The 17,610-nt window shown below is 68.9% G+C and carries 15 protein-coding genes, 1 rRNA gene and 1 riboswitch; of the genes, 13 read left to right on the plus strand and 3 right to left on the minus strand.

From position 1 onward, the window contains the following. The 11 genes from rrf to ACZ4S3_RS40055 form a co-directional block, all read left to right on the plus strand. Nucleotides 1–85: ribosomal RNA gene (rrf, locus tag ACZ4S3_RS40005) — 5S ribosomal RNA — on the plus strand; the annotation flags it as partial. A gap of 147 nt (nt 86–232) precedes the next feature. Then, complete coding sequence (locus ACZ4S3_RS40010) at nt 233–841, plus strand: CDP-alcohol phosphatidyltransferase family protein (protein WP_467943691.1); 609 nt, start codon at nt 233–235, stop codon at nt 839–841. Between the two features lie 121 nt (nt 842–962). Beyond that, a complete protein-coding gene (locus ACZ4S3_RS40015; protein WP_467943692.1) occupies nt 963–3,458 on the plus strand; it encodes a sugar phosphate nucleotidyltransferase in 2,496 nt (831 codons plus the stop codon). Nucleotides 3,459–3,534: 76 nt separating this feature from the next. Beyond that, nucleotides 3,535–4,467: a DUF881 domain-containing protein gene (locus ACZ4S3_RS40020; protein ID WP_467943694.1), complete on the plus strand. Its 933-nt coding sequence runs from the start codon at nt 3,535–3,537 to the stop codon at nt 4,465–4,467. Further along, nucleotides 4,464–4,796, plus strand: coding sequence for a small basic family protein (locus tag ACZ4S3_RS40025; RefSeq protein ID WP_003984969.1), 333 nt, complete (start codon nt 4,464–4,466; stop codon nt 4,794–4,796). The genes ACZ4S3_RS40020 and ACZ4S3_RS40025 overlap by 4 nt, the downstream gene beginning before the upstream one ends. 5 nt (nt 4,797–4,801) lie before the next feature. Beyond that, nucleotides 4,802–5,746, plus strand: coding sequence for a DUF881 domain-containing protein (locus tag ACZ4S3_RS40030; protein ID WP_467943696.1), 945 nt, complete (start codon nt 4,802–4,804; stop codon nt 5,744–5,746). Between the two features lie 130 nt (nt 5,747–5,876). Then, nucleotides 5,877–6,713 carry an FHA domain-containing protein gene (locus ACZ4S3_RS40035; protein WP_467943698.1) on the plus strand — a complete coding sequence of 279 codons (837 nt, stop codon included), beginning with the start codon at nt 5,877–5,879 and terminating at the stop codon, nt 6,711–6,713. 17 nt (nt 6,714–6,730) lie between these two features. Next, the gene (ftsR, locus tag ACZ4S3_RS40040) at nt 6,731–7,480 is read left to right on the plus strand and encodes a transcriptional regulator FtsR (RefSeq protein WP_467943699.1); all 750 of its coding nucleotides are present in this window, start codon (nt 6,731–6,733) and stop codon (nt 7,478–7,480) included. A gap of 53 nt (nt 7,481–7,533) precedes the next feature. Next, entirely contained in the window at nt 7,534–8,004 is a 471-nt protein-coding gene (locus tag ACZ4S3_RS40045; protein WP_393549291.1) for a bifunctional nuclease family protein, read from the plus strand. Nucleotides 8,005–8,192: 188 nt separating this feature from the next. Next, a complete protein-coding gene (locus ACZ4S3_RS40050; protein WP_467943701.1) occupies nt 8,193–8,798 on the plus strand; it encodes a MerR family transcriptional regulator in 606 nt (201 codons plus the stop codon). A gap of 66 nt (nt 8,799–8,864) precedes the next feature. Next, entirely contained in the window at nt 8,865–10,319 is a 1,455-nt protein-coding gene (locus ACZ4S3_RS40055) for a DNA polymerase IV (RefSeq protein ID WP_467943703.1), read from the plus strand. On the opposite strand, the gene ACZ4S3_RS40060 is transcribed toward ACZ4S3_RS40055, so the two are convergent. Further along, on the minus strand, nt 10,229–10,612 hold the full coding sequence (locus tag ACZ4S3_RS40060) for a PRC-barrel domain-containing protein (protein ID WP_467943705.1): 384 nt from the start codon (nt 10,610–10,612) through the stop codon (nt 10,229–10,231). The two genes, ACZ4S3_RS40055 and ACZ4S3_RS40060, sit on opposite strands and share 91 nt — an antisense overlap. Nucleotides 10,613–10,727: 115 nt before the next feature. Next, nucleotides 10,728–10,825, plus strand: a riboswitch (glycine riboswitch). Nucleotides 10,826–11,012: 187 nt separating this feature from the next. Between ACZ4S3_RS40060 and gcvP the strand changes: the two genes are divergently transcribed. Next, the gene (gene gcvP / locus ACZ4S3_RS40065; RefSeq protein WP_467943706.1) at nt 11,013–13,898 is read left to right on the plus strand and encodes an aminomethyl-transferring glycine dehydrogenase; all 2,886 of its coding nucleotides are present in this window, start codon (nt 11,013–11,015) and stop codon (nt 13,896–13,898) included. Between the two features lie 86 nt (nt 13,899–13,984). On the opposite strand, the gene ACZ4S3_RS40070 is transcribed toward gcvP, so the two are convergent. Further along, entirely contained in the window at nt 13,985–14,185 is a 201-nt protein-coding gene (locus ACZ4S3_RS40070; protein WP_467943708.1) for a DUF5999 family protein, read from the minus strand. A 300-nt stretch (nt 14,186–14,485) separates the two neighbouring features. Further along, nucleotides 14,486–15,079: a hypothetical protein gene (locus ACZ4S3_RS40075; RefSeq protein WP_467943710.1), complete on the minus strand. Its 594-nt coding sequence runs from the start codon at nt 15,077–15,079 to the stop codon at nt 14,486–14,488. Nucleotides 15,080–15,672: 593 nt separating this feature from the next. On the opposite strand from ACZ4S3_RS40075, the gene ACZ4S3_RS40080 reads away from it, so the two are divergent. Continuing rightward, nucleotides 15,673–17,223 carry a glutamate-cysteine ligase family protein gene (locus ACZ4S3_RS40080; RefSeq protein ID WP_467943712.1) on the plus strand — a complete coding sequence of 517 codons (1,551 nt, stop codon included), beginning with the start codon at nt 15,673–15,675 and terminating at the stop codon, nt 17,221–17,223. The last annotated feature ends 387 nt before the right edge of the window (nt 17,224–17,610 follow it).

The following is a 17,610-nucleotide window of genomic DNA, read 5'->3' on the forward strand; positions in this document are numbered from 1 at the left end:
TTACATTTCGAACCCGGAAGCTAAGCCTTTCAGCGCCGATGGTACTGCAGGGGGGACCCTGTGGGAGAGTAGGACGCCGCCGAACAAATTTTAGAGAAAGCCCCGTTGGGAACTTGGTTCCCAACGGGGCCTTCTCGCGTTTTCCAGGATGTGGGACCCGCGGCGTGGCGCGGCCGGCGGGGCAGGTAAGGTCAAGGACGTCATTGGCACATTTCCCACAGGAGGCTTCCGAGTGGAGGTCCAGGAGACGCAGGTCCAGACGGATCGCGTCCTCACCATCCCGAACATTCTGAGCATGGCGCGCCTGGCCGGCGTGCCGGTGTTCCTGTGGTTGATCCTTTGGCCGGTATTCGGCGGCCCGAAGGCTGACAACTGGGCATTGCTGGTCCTCGCGCTGAGTGGTGTCAGCGATTACCTGGACGGCAAGCTCGCCCGGCGCTGGAACCAGATCAGCAGCCTCGGCCGGATCCTGGACCCCGCGGCCGACCGGCTCTACATCCTCTCCACCCTCGTCGGGCTGACATGGCGCGAGATCCTGCCGGTCTGGCTCACCGCAGCGCTGCTGGCGCGCGAACTGATGCTGCTGATCGCGGTCGGATTCCTGGGGCGTCACGGGTATGGCCCTCCCCAGGTGAACTTTCTGGGCAAAGCGGCTACGTTCAACTTGATGTATGCCTTCCCGTTGCTCCTGCTGAGCGGCGGAAGCAGCTGGCTTCACACGCTCGCCGCCATTTTCGGATGGGCGTTCGCAGGATGGGGTACGGCGCTCTATTGGTGGGCAGGGATCCTCTACGTGGTCCAGGTCCGCCGGCTCATCAGGGCGGACGCCACGGCCGACTGAGCTCGCCGAAACGGCAGATTGTGCCAAGGCCCGGCGCCCGTACGTGAGCACGAGAACAGTGGGCGATCTGGACAGGTGAAGTCGGCAAGACCGTCGTCTCTTAGAGGAGGACGCTTCCGACATGAAGGCCGTTGTGATGGCGGGCGGTGAAGGCACTCGCCTTCGCCCTATGACGTCGAGCATGCCGAAGCCACTGCTGCCGGTGGCCAATAGGCCGATCATGGAGCATGTGCTGCGGCTGCTGAAACGGCATGGTCTCACCGAGACCGTCGTGACCGTGCAATTCCTTGCCTCGCTCGTCAAAAACTATTTCGGCGACGGGGAAGAGCTCGGAATGGAGCTCACCTACGCCCACGAGGAAAAGCCGCTGGGCACCGCGGGCAGCGTGAAGAACGCAGAGGAAGCCCTCAAGGACGACGCTTTTCTGGTCATCTCGGGTGACGCCCTCACCGACTTCGATCTCACCGACCTGATCCGCTTCCACAAGGAAAAGGGTGCCCTCGTCACCGTCTGCCTGACGCGGGTTCCCAATCCACTGGAGTTCGGCATCACCATCGTCGACGAAGAGGGTCGGGTCGAGCGATTCCTGGAAAAGCCCACCTGGGGTCAGGTGTTCTCGGACACCGTCAACACCGGCATCTACGTGATGGAGCCGGAGGTCTTCGACTATTTCGAGCCCGATGTACCGGTGGACTGGTCCGGTGATGTCTTCCCGCAGCTCATGAAGGAAGGCAAGCCGATTTACGGCTATATCGCCGAGGGGTACTGGGAGGACGTCGGCACTCACGAGAGTTATGTCAAGGCCCAGGCCGATGTGCTGGAGGGCAAGGTCGACGTCGAGATCGACGGCTTCGAGATCTCGCCCGGGGTATGGGTGGCCGAGGGCGCCGAGGTGCATCCGGACGCGGTGCTGCGGGGGCCGCTGTATATCGGCGACTACGCCAAGCTCGAGGCGGATGTGGAGATCCGCGAGCACACCGTCGTCGGATCCAATGTCGTGGTGAAGAGCGGCGCCTTCCTGCACAGGGCCGTGGTGCACGACAACGTCTATATCGGGCAGCACAGCAATCTGCGGGGCTGTGTGATCGGCAAAAACACCGACATCATGCGGGCCGCGCGGATCGAGGACGGCGCGGTCATCGGCGATGAATGTCTGATCGGCGAAGAGTCGATCGTTCAGGGCAACGTACGCGTCTATCCGTTCAAGACCATTGAGGCCGGCGCCTTCGTCAATACCTCGGTGATCTGGGAGTCCCGCGGCCAGGCGCATCTCTTCGGCGCCCGTGGGGTGTCCGGAATCCTCAACGTCGAGATCACCCCGGAACTCGCCGTACGGCTTGCGGGTGCGTATGCCACCACGCTCAAGAAGGGCTCCACGGTGACGACCGCCCGTGACCACTCCCGTGGTGCGCGGGCGCTCAAGCGTGCGGTGATCTCCGCGCTGCAGGCCAGCGCCATCGACGTACGCGACCTGGAGAACGTCCCGTTGCCGGTTGCCCGCCAGCAGACCGCCCGGGGCAGCGCCGGCGGCATCATGGTCCGTACGACGCCCGGGGTGCCGGACTCGGTCGACATCATGTTCTTCGACGAACGCGGCGCGGACCTCTCCCAGGGCGGTCAGCGCAAGCTCGACCGGGTCTACGCCCGCCAGGAGTACCGTCGGGCCTTCCCCGGAGAAATCGGCGATCTGCGTTTCCCGGCGAGCGTCTTCGACTCGTACGCCGGATCCGTACTGCGGGCTGTGGACACCACAGGCGTCGCCGATGCCGGGCTGAAAGTCGTCGTGGACGCCTCCAACGGCAGCGCCGGTCTGGTGCTGCCCAGCTTGCTGGGGCGGCTCGGCGTCGACTCGCTCACGATCAACCCCGGTCTCGATGAGTCCCGGCCGACCGAGACGGCCGATGCCAGGCGCTCCGGGCTCGTACGGCTCGGGGAGATCGTGGCGTCGGCGCGGGCCGCCTTCGGTGTGCGATTCGACCCCGTGGGCGAACGGCTTTCCCTGGTGGACGAGCGCGGCCGGATCATCGAGGACGACCGTGCGCTGCTGGTGATGCTGGATCTGGTGGCAGCCGAACGGCGCAGTGGGCGGGTGGCGCTGCCGGTGACCACGACCCGTATCGCCGAGCAGGTGGCGGCGTACCACGGGACGCAGGTGGAGTGGACGACGACCTCGCCCGACGATCTGACCCGGGTGGCCCGGATGGAGGGCACGGTCTTCGGCGGGGACGGCCTCGGCGGGTTCATCATTCCCGAGTTCAGCAGCGTCTTCGACGGCGCGGCCGCGTTCGTCCGGCTGATCGGTCTGGTGGCCCGTACTCAGATCACGCTCAGCCAGATCGATGCGCGGATCCCGCGGGCGCATGTGCTGCGTCGTGACCTCGCCACGCCGTGGGCGGTCAAGGGTCTGGTCATGCGGCATGTGGTCGAGGCGGCCGGTGACCGGGACGTGGACACCACTGATGGTGTACGGGTCGTGGAGGCCGACGGGCGCTGGGTGCTGGTGCTGCCCGACCCGGCCGAGGCGGTCACGCACCTGTGGGCGGAAGGACCGGACGACGCCTCCGCCCAGCAGCTGCTGGACGAGTGGGCGGCCGTGGTGGACAGCGCCGGCCGCTGAGCCGCGGCCCACCGGCGTGCCCGCAATCGGGCACGCCGGTGGGGCCATTGGGGGACTGCGCGGGCGACGTGCGACGATGTGCAGCATGTCGCAGCAGCGCCCCGATCGGAGCACTCCCAGGAAGTCGGCTGCGCGCCCCGATGCGTCCATGTCGCTGCTGACCAACGTGATGGATCACAGCCTCGACGACGGATACGCGGAGGCCGCCGCGCGGAAGTCCGCCGCGGGCACCCGCGGTCTGCCGCGCACCCTGCGGGCGAAGTTGGGCCTGGCCGCCGGTCTGGTGCTGGCGGCCGTGGTCGTCACGGTCGGAGCCGCTCAGGCGCGGATATCGGCACCGACGCTGGCCAAGGAACGCGAAGAGCTGATCCATCGCATCCAGAAGGGCACCAGCGAGGCGGACAAGCAGCAGAAGCGGGTGGACGCGGCCCGGGACGCGGTCAGCCGGATGCAGCGTGAGGCGCTGCACAAGCACGGCGGCGACAAGGCCGAACTGCTGGCCCTGTTGTCCGGTTCGACCGAAGTGACCGGACCTGGCGTGAAACTTGTGGTGGACGACGCCAAGGACGCGGAGTCCAGTGGGGGAGGGCCGCGGGAGAGCAGTGGCTTCTCCGACACCGGGCGGGTACGGGACCGGGATATGCAGCGCGTGGTCAACGGCCTGTGGGAGTCCGGTGCGGAGGCCATCTCCGTCAATGGGCAGCGGCTTACGTCACTCTCGGCGATCAGAGCCGCGGGAGACGCCATACTGGTCGACAACAAGCCACTGGTGCCGCCTTATACGGTGCTGGCGGTGGGGGACGGGCAGCGGCTCAGCACCGCGTTCCAGGACAGCGCCGACGGTCAGTATCTGCACGTACTGCAGGAGAACTACGGCGTACGTACCAGGATTTCCGCCGAGAGCGAGGTCACGCTGCCGCCCGCGCCCAGTTTGATCGTACGTACCGCAAAGCCGCAGGCCGGTGCCGCCAAGGCGGATGGCGCCGACACAGGGAAGGGCACATCGTGATCGCCGTACTGGGCCTCATCGTGGGAGTCGTGGTCGGGCTTGTGGTCCGACCCGTGGTGCCGACGGTGGTCGAGCCCTACTTGCCGATCGCTGTCGTCGCGGCGCTGGATGCCGTGTTCGGTGGTCTGCGCGCCATGCTGGACGGCATCTTCGACGACAAGGTCTTCGTCGTCTCCTTCCTCTCCAACGTCGTCGTCGCGGCGCTGATCGTCTTCCTCGGCGACAAATTGGGCGTCGGCGCCCAACTCTCCACCGGCGTCGTCGTGGTGCTGGGAATCCGGATCTTCTCCAACGCTGCCGCGATCCGCCGGCACGTCTTCAGGGCGTGAGGCGGATGGCAACGGACGAGACCCCTGAGCCGGAGAAGAAGCCGGAGCCGCAGCCGGACCGTAGCCCCGCCGACCGGCAGCCGATGCCTCCCGAGAGCCGGCCCGCCCCCAAGGTCGCGGGGGAGGGAACCGAAGGGCGTAAACCGGACGACGCGCAGCAGAACGATCAAAAGCCGACAGGTGTCGACGCTCCGGCCGCGGAAGCGGAAAATGGGGCTCCTGGAAAGCCGGAGAACGGTCGCCAGCGGCTGGCCGCGAGCCTGTGGCCGCCGCGGCTGACCCGGGCTCAACTGATCGTTGCGCTGCTCCTGTTCATTCTCGGCCTCGGTCTGGCGATTCAGGTACGTTCCACGAGTGACAGCAGTGCGCTGCGAGGTGCGCGCCAGGAGGACCTGGTGCGCATTCTGGACGAACTGGACAACCGCTCCCAGCGGCTGACGGACGAACAGCGGCGCCTGGAAGGACAGAAGACCGAGCTGGAGAACAGCTCGGACCAGGCCGAGGAGGCCCGTAAGCAGACCGTGGAGAAGGAGCAGCAGCTGGGCGTGCTGGCCGGGACCGTCGCGGCGCAAGGGCCCGGCATCACCCTGACCATCGACGACCCCGGGCGCTCCGTCGAAGCGGACAAGCTGCTGGACACCATCCAGGAGCTGCGGGCGGCCGGAGCCGAGGCCATCCAGGTCAATGATGTACGGGTCGTCGCGAACACTTCTCTCTCGGATGTCAGCGGCGGCGTGGAGATTGACGGCAAACGGGTCACACAGCCTTACCGCTTCAAGGTCATCGGCAAGCCGGAGGACCTGGAGCCGGCGCTGAACATCCCCGGTGGGGTGGTTCAGACTTTGGAAAAGGAGCAGGCCAAGGTGTCTGTGACCCGGCAAAGGAAGATCATTGTGGATGCCTTGCGAGAGGCGAAGCGGCCTGACTACGCTCGGTCGTCTTCGCAGTGAGGTGTCCGCGTATGTCCATGGCCCGGGGAGGGCATGAGGTAGCGGGGGGTCGGCGCACCGTGATTGTGGTGTGTGAGGGAAACTGTCTGCAGGCCGCGGACGTTCACAGGATGTCCGGATCGGCCGGTGTGTGCATCGAGGGTTCGTCCTGCCCCACGGGCGGGTCTGTTTCGTTCAAGGGGAATCGCCCGTGAAGTTGTTTGGAAAGCTGTTCGGCAAGAGCGCCCGCCAGGAGGGCGGCAGCGGCTCGGCGCGGCATCGTGCCGCGGGCCGGCCCGATGAGAGTGGCGCGGACGAGGACCGTCCGCTCTTCCGTGACGAGGTCAGCGGTCCGTCCGGGGGGCACGGCGCGGGTTCTGTTGACCCCTCCGGTGCCGGGCGCATAGGTTCCCAGGAACCATCAGCCGCACGCACGGGTGGAGGGTTGGCCTTGCCGGTTTGTACGAGATGTGGGCACCGGAACGCCGAGGCGAGCCGGTTCTGCTCCAACTGTGGTGCGCCGCTCCGCCCGGGCGCACAGCCCGAGCGCGCCTCCGAGACGACCTCGACCATCTCCATCTCGGGGATCGAGGCCTATGACGCGGAGGCGACGGGTCAGACCCAGCTGCCGTCCCTGTCCCCCGAGGCCCAGGCGGCCGTCGACGCCCTTCCGATGGGTTCGGCGCTGCTGGTTGTCCGCCGGGGTCCGAACTCCGGCAGCCGCTTCCTTCTGGACAGCGAGCTGACCACGGCGGGTCGCCACCCGCAGGGCGACATTTTCCTCGACGATGTGACCGTGTCGCGTCGCCATGTGGAGTTCCGCCGCGGCCCGGACGGCCGGTTCACGGTCGCCGACGTCGGCAGCCTGAACGGCACGTACGTCAATCGCGAGCGCATCGACTCGGTTGCGCTCTCCAATGGCGACGAGGTCCAGATCGGCAAGTTCCGGCTGGTCTTCTACGCGAGCCAGCGAGGTGCCGGTATCTGACCGGCCAGGGAAGGCATATGCGCCAATCACCGACGGGCGGTGCCGGTTCTTCCGGCGCCGCCTCCTCGGACGGCAAGCCGGTGAGCATCGGTACGGTGCTCACTTTGCTGCGCGAGGAATTCCCCGAGGTCACCATCTCCAAGATTCGCTTCCTGGAGGCCGAGGGGCTGGTCGAGCCGAAGCGCACGCCTTCCGGGTACCGCAAATTCACCGCTGCCGACGTCGAGCGGCTGGCCGGCGTTCTGCGGATGCAGCGGGACCACTATCTTCCGCTGAAGGTCATCCGGGAGCATCTGGACGCCCTGGAGCGCGGTGAGCAGGTGCAGCTACCGGCCCAGGCCACTTCCTCCCGGGACCTGGTGCCGGGCATGCGTGAGCCGGACGAGGACCGCCCGGCGGCGGCCCGGGTCAGCCGGGCCGGGCTGCTGGCGGCCGCTGAGGTCGACGAGGCGGCGCTCGCCGACTGGGAGTCGTACGGACTCGTCGTCCCCGGTCCCGACGGCAGCTATGACAGCGAGGCCGTCACGGTGGCGAAACTGGTCGCCGAGCTGGGACGTTTTGGTCTCGAGCCGCGGCATCTGCGAGCCGTGAAGGCGGCCGCCGAGCGTGAGGCGGGCCTGGTGGAACAGGTCGTGGCCCCCCTTCGGCGGCACCGTAATCCGCAGACCAGAGCCCATGCGGAGGCCACCGCCAGGGAGCTGGCGACGCTGTCCGTACGACTCCATGCGGCATTGGTTCAGACCGCGCTGCGGGGCCAGCTCCAGTGAGCAAATGACGGCCCGACTACCCAAACCTGCCGGGCACGTCCTAGGGTTGCTGTGTGAACGAGCTCGACGTCGTGGGTGTCCGGGTGGAAATGCCTTCCAGCCAACCGATCGTGCTCCTGCGGGAGGTGGGAGGCGATCGCTACTTGCCCATTTGGATCGGGCCAGGGGAGGCCACCGCCATCGCCTTTGCCCAGCAGGGCATGGTCCCTGCCAGGCCGCTGACGCATGACCTTTTCAAGGACGTGCTCGAAGCGGTGGGCCAGGAACTGACGCAGGTCCGGATCACGGATCTGCGCGAAGGAGTGTTCTACGCCGAACTGGTCTTTGCCAGCGGAGTCGAGGTCAGCGCGCGTCCGTCGGACGCCATAGCGCTGGCGCTGCGCACTGGGACGCCGATTTTCGGTACCGACGGTGTGCTGGACGATGCGGGCATCGCGATCCCGGACGAGCAGGAGGACGAGGTGGAGAAGTTCCGAGAGTTCCTCGATCAGATCTCGCCCGAGGACTTCGGCAGCAGCCAGTGACATCGGCCGGCCGAAGCGTCTGATTCCGGCCAAACTATTTAGCCATTCCCCGCGCGAGGTCACGAGAAACCACTCGTAGGGTGATTATCACTCGGCGTGGCGAGCGCGGCGATCGTTGACGCACCCCAGGTGACTGCATACCGTCGATAAGGCAGGTCCCGTCCGGGACGTGGAGGACGGAGGGCGGCGTGGCAATCACCGGTGACGGTACGGCGGCGGAAGGGGCGTTGCCGCTCCACCCGAATGCAGCAGTGAACCGCGCACCGGCACAGCCCGCCGCGGTGTCGGGGGACTGCGCGACGGGCACCATCGGCTACCGCGGTCCGACCGCGTGTGCGGCGGCGGGGATCACCTACCGGCAACTCGACTACTGGGCGCGCACCGGCCTGGTGGAGCCGAGTGTGCGCCCGGCCTACGGCTCCGGCACCCAGCGGCTGTACAACTTCCGGGACGTCGTCGTCCTCAAGATCGTCAAGCGGCTGCTGGACACCGGGGTCTCGCTGCAGAACATCCGTACCGCCGTCCAGCATCTGCGCTCGCGCGGGCTGGACGATCTGACCCGGATGACGCTGATGAGCGACGGCGCCACGGTCTACGAGTGCACCTCGCCCGATCAGGTCGTCGATCTGCTCCAAGGCGGCCAGGGCGTCTTCGGGATCGCCGTCGGCGTGGTGCTGCGGGACGTGGAGAGCGCGCTCTCCGAACTGCACGGAGAGCGTCTGGACACCGGCGAGACGCTGGTCGGGAAGAACCCGCGCGACGAGCTGGCGCGGCGGCGCCACCGGGCCGGCTGAGCCCCGCACACAGCTCCCGGCCCGGCATCGGGTCGATTGTCAGTGCCATGCGGCAGCATCGGACATGTGAGAGCCGCGCCGACGATTCTGCATCTGGACATGGATGCGTTCTTTGCGGCCGCCGAGCAGGCGGCCAAGCCGAGCCTGCGCGGCAAGCCCGTGATCGTCGGCGGGATCGGGCCGCGCGGGGTGGTCGCCACGGCGTCGTACGAAGCACGGGTCTTCGGGATCCGCTCCGCCATGCCGACCGCGCAGGCGCGTCGACTGTGTCCCAACGCCGCCTATCTCAGTCCGCGTTTCGAGCTGTACCGCCAGGTGAGTGACAAGGTGATGGAGCTGCTGCATGCGCTGTCGCCGCTGGTGGAGCCGCTGAGCCTGGACGAGGCGTTCGTGGACCTGGAGGCGGGCGGTGTCGCGGCCGAGGTGGGTGCCGTACGGGGCGTGGGGGAGCGGCTGCGGCGGGAGATACGGGAGGCCACGGGGCTGACCGGCTCGGTGGGGCTCGCCGGGGCCAAGATGCTGGCGAAGATCGCGTCCGAGGCGGCGAAGCCGGACGGCCTGGTGGTGATCGAGCCCGGCACGGAGCGGGAGCTGCTGGGGCCGATGCCGGTGCGGACGCTGCCCGGGGTGGGGCCGGCGACGGCCGAGGCGCTGCGCCGGGCCGGGATCCACACCGTCGCGGAGACCGCGGAGGCGGGGCAGGACGAGCTGGTGCGGCTGCTGGGGAAGTCGCATGGGGCCGGGCTGCATGCGATGGCGCTGGGGCAGGACGACCGCCCGGTGGTGGCCGAGCGGGATGCGAAGTCCGTTTCGGTCGAGGACACCTTCGAGGTCGATCTGACCGACCGGACGCGGGTGCGGGCCGAGCTGGTGCGGCTGGCCGAGCGCTGTGTGCAGCGGCTGCGGGCGGCCGGGCGGTCCGGGCGCACGGTGGTGATCAAGGTGCGTAACTACGACTTCTCGACGCTGACCAGGTCGGAGACGCTGCGCGGGCCCACGGACGACCCCGCGGTCGTACGGGAGGCGGTGGCGCGGCTGCTGGAGACGGTGGACACCACGGGCGGGGTGCGGCTCCTCGGCGTGGGGGTCAGCGGGCTGGCCGATTTCACGCAGGAGGATCTGTTCGCCCAGTTCGCGACGGAGCAGGAGGCCGAGGAGGCGGCGGCCAGGGCCGCGGCGGAGCCGGTGGCGGATGCGGCGGGGGAGCCGGAGACGGCGGAGGAGCGGCCGCGGCGCTGGCATCCGGGGCTCGATGTGGTGCACGACGAATTCGGCAGCGGCTGGGTGCAGGGCAGCGGGGTGGGGAGGGTGACCGTACGTTTTGAACAGCCGTGGTCCGCACCGGGGAGGGTGCGGACCTTTGCCGTCGATGACCCGGCGCTGCGGCCGGGGGAACCATTGCCGCTGGTGGGCGGGGCGCCTGCGGGTGCTCAGTCCTCGGAGCCGGCGACCCGGCCGAAGTCCTTGTCGCCCGAGGGCGGGCGGGGGTCGGAGGCGGGGGAGGAGATATCCAGTCGGTAATGGTGGTACAGCTGGAGTTCCTGCTCGGGGGAGAGATGGCGGCCCACCCCGAAGTCCGGGGCATCCTTGATCAGCTTGCGGTCGTAGGGGATCTGCAGCCCCTCATCGCCCAGCTCGCTCGGTTCCAGGGGGACGAACGCATCCCGGCTGAAGAGGCCGGTACGCACCGCAGCCCACTCCGGCTCGCCTGTCGCGTCATCGAGATATACCTCGTCAATGGTCCCGATCTTGGTGCCGTTCCGGTCGAACGCTTTGCGGCCGATCAGGCTCCGGGGATCGATATCTGTGTGCACAGCCCCTCCTTCGTGGTCGCAACGGCATTGTGACAACTACCAAACGGCACATTTCATGCCCTGGCCACTCGAGGGTTCCCTCTTGAGGTGCGCTGGTAGGCTGACGGATGGCCGCTGACCCCATGCGGGAGAGTCCCTTGCCGTTCGCGGCGGGGGCGCCGAAGGAGCAAATCCTCCCCGGAATCTCTCAGGCATCCGTACCGCATGGACGAGGTCACTCTGGAAAGCAGGGCGGGCCGCGGACGGCATGGTGCCGGGCCCCTCCTCACCGACGGTGAAAGCCGGCCCGCAGCCCGCGGCCCGGTGAAGCTCTCAGGTTGAGATGACAGAGGGGGAGGCCGTCCGGGCACCAGCGCCTTGGTGCCCCTCGTAGGTCGCAATGACCAGGAGGCCCCCGCAGATGACCACCAATCGCATCTCCTTGACCGAGCTGGAGCGCGGCACCCCCTTCGAGCGTCGGCACGTCGGTCCCGACCACGAGGCGCAGGCCAAGATGCTCGCGCAGGTCGGCTTCGGATCGCTGGACGATCTCACCGACACCGCCGTACCCGACGTGATCAAGAGCGCGGAGGCGCTCGGCCTGCCGCAGGCCCGTACGGAGGCCGAGGTGCTCAAGGAGCTGCGCGGCCTCGCGGACCGTAACCAGGTCCTCGCCTCCATGATCGGACTCGGTTACTACGGCACGTTCACCCCGCCGGTGATCCTGCGCAACGTCATGGAGAACCCCTCCTGGTACACGGCCTACACGCCCTACCAGCCGGAAATCTCGCAGGGCCGTCTGGAGGCGCTGCTGAACTTCCAGACCATGGTCGCCGACCTGACCGGCCTGCCGACCTCCGGTGCCTCCCTGCTGGACGAGGGCACCGCCGCGGCCGAGGCCATGGCGCTCTCCCGCCGTATCGGCAAGGTCAAGGAGGGCGTCTTCCTGGTCGACGCGGACTGTCTGCCGCAGACCGTCGCGGTGATCCAGACCCGCGCCGAGCCGACCGGCGTCGAGGTCGTCGTCGCGGACCTGAGCGACGGCATCCCCGCCGAGATCGCCGAGCGCGGCGTCTTCGGCGTGCTGCTGCAGTACCCGGGTGCCTCCGGCGCGGTGCGTGACCCGCGCGCCGTCATAGCCCAGGCCCAGGAGCTGGGCGCGGTCGTCACCGTCGCCGCCGACCTGCTCGCCCTGACGCTGCTGACCTCGCCCGGCGAGCTCGGCGCGGACATCGCGGTGGGCACCACCCAGCGCTTCGGCGTCCCGATGGGCTTCGGCGGGCCGCACGCCGGCTTCATGGCCGTACGCGACAAGTTCGCCCGCAGCCTGCCCGGCCGTCTGGTGGGCGTCTCGGTCGACGCGGACGGCAACAAGGCCTACCGCCTGGCCCTGCAGACCCGCGAGCAGCACATCCGCCGCGAGAAGGCCACCAGCAACATCTGCACCGCTCAGGTGCTGCTCGCCGTCATGGCCGGGATGTACGCCGTCTACCACGGCCCCGACGGCCTGCGGACCATCGCCCGGCGCACCCACCGCTACGCCGCCGTCCTGGCCGAGGGCCTGCGGGCCGGCGGGGTGGAGATCGTGCACGGCGCGTACTTCGACACGCTCACCGCGCGGGTGCCCGGCCGGGCCGCCGAGGTCGTCGCCAAGGCCCGCGAGGCCGGTGTGAACCTCCGCCTGGTGGACGCCGACCTGGTCGGTATCGCCTGCGACGAGACCACCGGGCGTGCGCAGCTGGCCGGTGTCTGGGGCGCCTTCGGGGTGACCGGCGACGTCGAGCAGCTGGACGCCGTCGCTGCGGAAACGTTGCCTCAGGGGCTGCTGCGCGGCGACGACTACCTTGCCCACCCGGTCTTCCACCAGCACCGTTCCGAGACCGCGATGCTGCGCTACCTGCGCACGCTGGCCGACAAGGACTACGCGCTGGACCGCGGCATGATCCCGCTCGGCTCCTGCACGATGAAGCTGAACGCCACCACCGAGATGGAGCCGGTCACCTGGCCCGAGTTCGGCCAGCTGCACCCCTTCGCACCCGCCGACCAGGCGCAGGGCTATCTGACGCTGATCCAGGAGCTGGAGGAGCGGCTCGCCACGGTCACCGGCTACGACAAGGTCTCCATCCAGCCGAACGCCGGATCGCAGGGCGAGCTGGCCGGTCTGCTGGCCGTGCGCGCCTATCACCGTGCCAACGGCGACGAGCAGCGCACCGTCTGCCTGATCCCCTCCTCGGCGCACGGCACCAACGCCGCCAGCGCCGTGATGGCCGGCATGAAGGTCGTCGTCGTCAAGACCGGCGAGGACGGCGAGGTCGACACCGACGATCTGCACGCCAAGATCGACAAGCACCGTGACGAGCTCGCGGTCCTGATGGTCACCTACCCCTCCACGCACGGCGTGTTCGAGGAGCACATCACCCAGATCTGCGCGGCGGTGCACGACGCCGGCGGCCAGGTCTACGTCGACGGTGCCAACCTCAACGCGCTGGTCGGCCTCGCCGAGCCCGGCAAGTTCGGCGGCGATGTCTCGCACCTCAACCTGCACAAGACCTTCTGCATCCCGCACGGCGGCGGCGGTCCCGGCGTCGGCCCGGTTGGCGTCCGCGCCCACCTGGCGCCGTACCTGCCCAACCACCCGCTGCAGCCCACCGCGGGCCCCGAGACGGGCGTCGGGCCGATCTCCGCGGCCCCCTGGGGCTCGGCCGGTATTCTGCCGATCTCCTGGGCGTACGTCCGCCTGATGGGCGGCGAAGGCCTCAAGCGGGCCACCCAGGTCGCGGTCCTCAGCGCCAACTACATCGCCAAGCGCCTGGAGCCGCACTACCCGGTGCTCTACACCGGCCCCGGCGGCCTGGTGGCACACGAGTGCATCATCGATGTCCGGCCGCTGACCAAGGCGACCGGCGTGAGCATCGACGATGTCGCCAAGCGGCTCATCGACTACGGGTTCCACGCGCCGACGATGTCCTTCCCGGTGGCCGGCACGCTGATGATCGAGCCGACCGAGAGCGAGGACCTGAACGAGCTGGACCGGTTCTGCGACGCGATGATCGCCATCCGCGCGGAGATCGAGAAGGTCGGTTCGGGGGAGTGGGACAAGGACGACAACCCGCTGTGCAACGCCCCGCACACCGCGTCCGCGCTCGGCGGCGACTGGGCCCACCCGTACACCCGCGAGGAGGCCGTCTTCCCGGCCGGCGTCGTGGCCGCGGAGAAGTACTGGCCGCCGGTGCGCCGTATCGACGGTGCCTTCGGTGACCGTAACCTCGTCTGCTCCTGCCCGCCGCTGGACGCGTACGACGCCTGATGCGGCCGTACGGGGTACCCCGTACAACATCAAGGGCCCTCGGCGATGTCCGCCGGGGGCCCTGTTGTACTGCCAGGGGTGGCGCGTCAGGCCACGCTGGCGACCCGCTCGGCCTGCCGGTGCGGGGCGATGACCTGTCCGTCCGGCAGCAGCTCACCGGTGTCCTCGAAGAGCAGGACGCCGTTGCACAGCAGGCTCCAGCCTTGCTCGGGGTGGTGCGCCACGGGATGAGCGGCTTCCCGGTCGCTGGAGTCTGCGGACGGGCAAGGAGGTTGGTGCTGACACATGGGAGTTGTCTTTCGCTGCGGTGTGAACGTCGTCGTGCGGCTCGATGAGGTGGTCATGGCCGCTCCCCCGTTTCCATCGGTTGAACCCAGTGTTGCCCCACGGACGGGTTTCCGCAGGGATTTCGCCGCAGTGGTACTCACTGGATAAGGACGCATCACCCGTGCGGGCGGTTCAATTGCATTCCTTCCCAAGGACGTTGGGAGTCGTGTTGACCCACTGGACCGCCCGGGTGAGCGCAAACGAGCGCCCCGCGGCCGGAAAGGGTCGCGGGGCGCTCGGCTGGGCGACGGTGTGCGCCGTCAGGCCGCCGGGGAGTCGAGCAGCGGGCCGGGCGGGGTGAGGCGCAGGGTGAGCCGGGGGAGCAGATCGGCGACCCGCTGCGGGCGGTGCGGGGCGATTCCCGGCGGGGCGGGCGCCAGCGGCACCAGCAGATCACCGGGGGCGGGCAGCCCGGCGGCGCCGTCCGAGGCGATGTCGTGATGCAGCCAGAGGGTGAGCATGTACAGCTCCGGGACGGACAGCAGCCGCGGCTGGTACGCCGTGGCCAGGGAGTCGGCCTGCTGGAGCGCCTGCTCGGTCGCGCCGACATAGGGGCCGCCGCAGAAGTGCGAGAACGTCCACCCGTCGGCCGTGAGCATCGCCTCGGCAGCCGCCACGGCGCGCTCGCCGCTGCGCACCAGGAAGCGCCATCCGGCCAGCCGGGTAAGCGGCGTGTCGCCGCCGCGGCTGACGTCGTCCCAGACGTGGACGGGCAGCGGGTGGTCGGGGCCGAGCGGACCCTGATGGGCGCGCAGGGCGGAGGTAGGGGCCTCGCGAACGGCGGTGGGCGAGCTGAGGGCGGCGAGAACGCTGCGCAGGGCGGGCGCAGGGGCAGGGGGGAGATGCAGCGGCATGGTGGGTCGCCTCTCACTTCGGAGACACGGTGAAGCCGGGCAGGTGCGGACGGCGCTGTCAGCGGGTGGGGCCAGAGCATGGCCGGCCGGCGCGGCGGCCCGTGGGTCAGCCCGCAGTGCCCCAGTGCCGGTGAGAACACCGCACCACTGGGCGCCAACTCTCTGCCTCGTCTGCGGAGTTTATACGACGTATGTTCTGAAAATGTTTCGGCTAGTTGTCTTGCGAATTTCCTGCAAGGGGGAATCCGGACCCTTCTGAAGGGTGGTTTCCGCCGCTTTGCGCAGGCCTTTGGATGCGCCACCTCGCATTTCCCTGGAGGTGTGGTAGGCCGGATCTCGTCGGTGTTTTTCACAAGAGAATTGCGGATGGCGATCGCCGCCGAGATATGCCCATGGAATGTGCCACGAGTGAACCCTGGTGTGTTCCCGGCCCGCCACCACTTCGAGCCTATCGGGACGGGCACGCCCCCGAGGCGTTATGGATCAGATTGCTGGGGCATCATCGACCGTAGCGCGTGCCCCGGTGGTGTCGGGGACGGCCCCAACCGGCCCGTGGTCGCGGGCCGTTCGCTTGATCGAGGAGGGACCCTTCGATGGGGGAGAAGGTCGCCGCGGACGGGATAGACCTGGCTGACCGGGAGCGTTATCGAAGAAAGCTGCACGAGTGTCTTGCGGGATTGCACAGGCTGCTGACGGAGCAGCGGTTCGACCGGCCCAAGAATCTCATTGGCCTGGAGATCGAGCTCAATCTCGCGGGCGCGGACGGACTCCCGCGAATGCTGAACTCTCAAGTTCTGGAACGCATCGCGAGCCGTGATTTCCAGACCGAACTCGCCCAGTGCAATCTCGAGGTCAACATCACGCCGCACCGATTGTCCGGCCGGGTCCTGGACCAGCTCGCCGAGGAACTCCGCACGGGCTTCGCGTACGCGGACAGAAAAGCGCGCGAGGTCGCCGCCCGGATAGTGATGATCGGCATTCTGCCGACCCTGACCGCCACCGACCTCACGGCCGCCAGCCTCTCCGCCATCGACCGCTATGTGCTGCTCAACGACCAGATGCGGGCGGCCCGCGGCGAGGACTTCGCCATCGACATACAGGGCGTCGAGCATTTGGTCTCCCGGTCGGCCTCGATAGCGCCGGAGGCCGCCTGCACATCCGTGCAGTTGCACCTCCAGGTCACCCCGGGCCGCTTCGCCGCCGTCTGGAACGCCGCGCAAGCCATCGCCGCCGTACAGGTCGCCATCGGGGCCAACTCGCCCTTCCTCTTCGGCCGCGAGCTGTGGCGCGAGTCGCGGCCGCCGGTCTTCCAGCAGTCCACCGACACCCGGGCGCCCGAACTCCAGGCCCAAGGGGTGCGCCCGCGCACCTGGTTCGGGGAGCGCTGGATCGACTCCGCGTACGACCTCTTCGAGGAGAATCTGCGCTATTTTCCGCCGCTGCTGCCGATCCCAGGGCCGCAGGAGCCGCTGCGGGTCCTCGATGAGGGCGGAGTGCCCGACCTGGCCGAACTGGTGCTGCACAACGGCACCGTCTACCGCTGGAACCGCCCCGTCTACGCCGTTGCCGACGGGGTCGCGCATCTGCGGGTGGAGAACCGGGTACTGCCGGCCGGTCCCACCGTCGCCGACGTCATCGCCAACACGGCCTTCTACTACGGCCTGGTACGGGCGCTGGCCGAGGAGCCCCGCCCGATCTGGACCCGCCTCCCGTTCGCCGCCGCGGCCGCCAACTTCGACACCGCCTGCCGCTACGGCATCGATGCCGGCCTCCACTGGCCGCGGCCCGGCCGCTCCGGCGGGATCGCCGAGGTCCCCGCCGTACGGCTCGTACGCCAGGAACTGCTGCCGCTGGCCGCGGCAGGACTGGACGCCTGGGGCGTCGAACCGGCCGACCGGGACCTGTATCTGGGCATCATCGAGGACCGCTGCACCCGTCGGGTGAACGGCGCGTCCTGGCAGGCCGCCGCCTACCACCATGCGCTGCGGCAGGGCCTGGACCGGGACGCCGCGCTGGCCGCGATGACCCGGCGCTACAGCGAGCTGATGCACGCCGGGGAACCGGTGCACACATGGCCGGTGGGCTGGGCGGTGGGGGCGCCGCCGGCCGTACCGGGGGCGCGGCACACGGTGGAGAGTGCCTAAGGGCTGTCCCGTAATCCCTGGCGGGGTGTCTCGCCGAGTCCTGCCGAGTGTTTTGCCGGTCACGGCGCGACTGCGGGCTGCGGGGTGCGGGGTGCGGGGTGCGGGCGTCGCCAGGGGTTGGGGGCGTCGTTGCGGGCCGGGGCCGGGGCCGGGGCCGGGGCCGGGGCCGGGGCCGGGGTAGTGATCCTGCCCTGCCATCGCGTGGTGAGCCATGGAAACTCCGCTCACGTGGTGCGCCACGGAAATACCGGCCTGGCCCGCTACGTTGTGGCCCCGTAGGGGGCGCTTCCGTCCCCTACGGCATGCGTTCGACGTCCCCCTAGTACTGCAACCGCATGTGGGGTGTGTGGCCTCGGCGTTGGTAGTGGCAGTGGCGGGCTCGGGCTT

It is taken from the genome of Streptomyces sp. NPDC028368 (assembly GCF_055565615.1).

Excerpts from the sequence above, each read along its gene's own strand:
- ACZ4S3_RS40080 (WP_467943712.1), top strand. The coding sequence starts at position 15,673 with ATGGGGGAGAAGGTCGCCGCGGACGGGATAGACCTGGCTGACCGGGAG.
- gcvP (WP_467943706.1), top strand. The coding sequence starts at position 11,013 with ATGACCACCAATCGCATCTCCTTGACCGAGCTGGAGCGCGGCACCCCC.
- ACZ4S3_RS40015 (WP_467943692.1), top strand. The coding sequence starts at position 963 with ATGAAGGCCGTTGTGATGGCGGGCGGTGAAGGCACTCGCCTTCGCCCT.
- ACZ4S3_RS40030 (WP_467943696.1), top strand. The coding sequence starts at position 4,802 with ATGGCAACGGACGAGACCCCTGAGCCGGAGAAGAAGCCGGAGCCGCAG.
- ACZ4S3_RS40075 (WP_467943710.1), bottom strand. The coding sequence starts at position 15,079 with ATGCCGCTGCATCTCCCCCCTGCCCCTGCGCCCGCCCTGCGCAGCGTT.
- ftsR (WP_467943699.1), top strand. The coding sequence starts at position 6,731 with ATGCGCCAATCACCGACGGGCGGTGCCGGTTCTTCCGGCGCCGCCTCC.
- ACZ4S3_RS40020 (WP_467943694.1), top strand. The coding sequence starts at position 3,535 with ATGTGCAGCATGTCGCAGCAGCGCCCCGATCGGAGCACTCCCAGGAAG.
- ACZ4S3_RS40070 (WP_467943708.1), bottom strand. The coding sequence starts at position 14,185 with ATGTGTCAGCACCAACCTCCTTGCCCGTCCGCAGACTCCAGCGACCGG.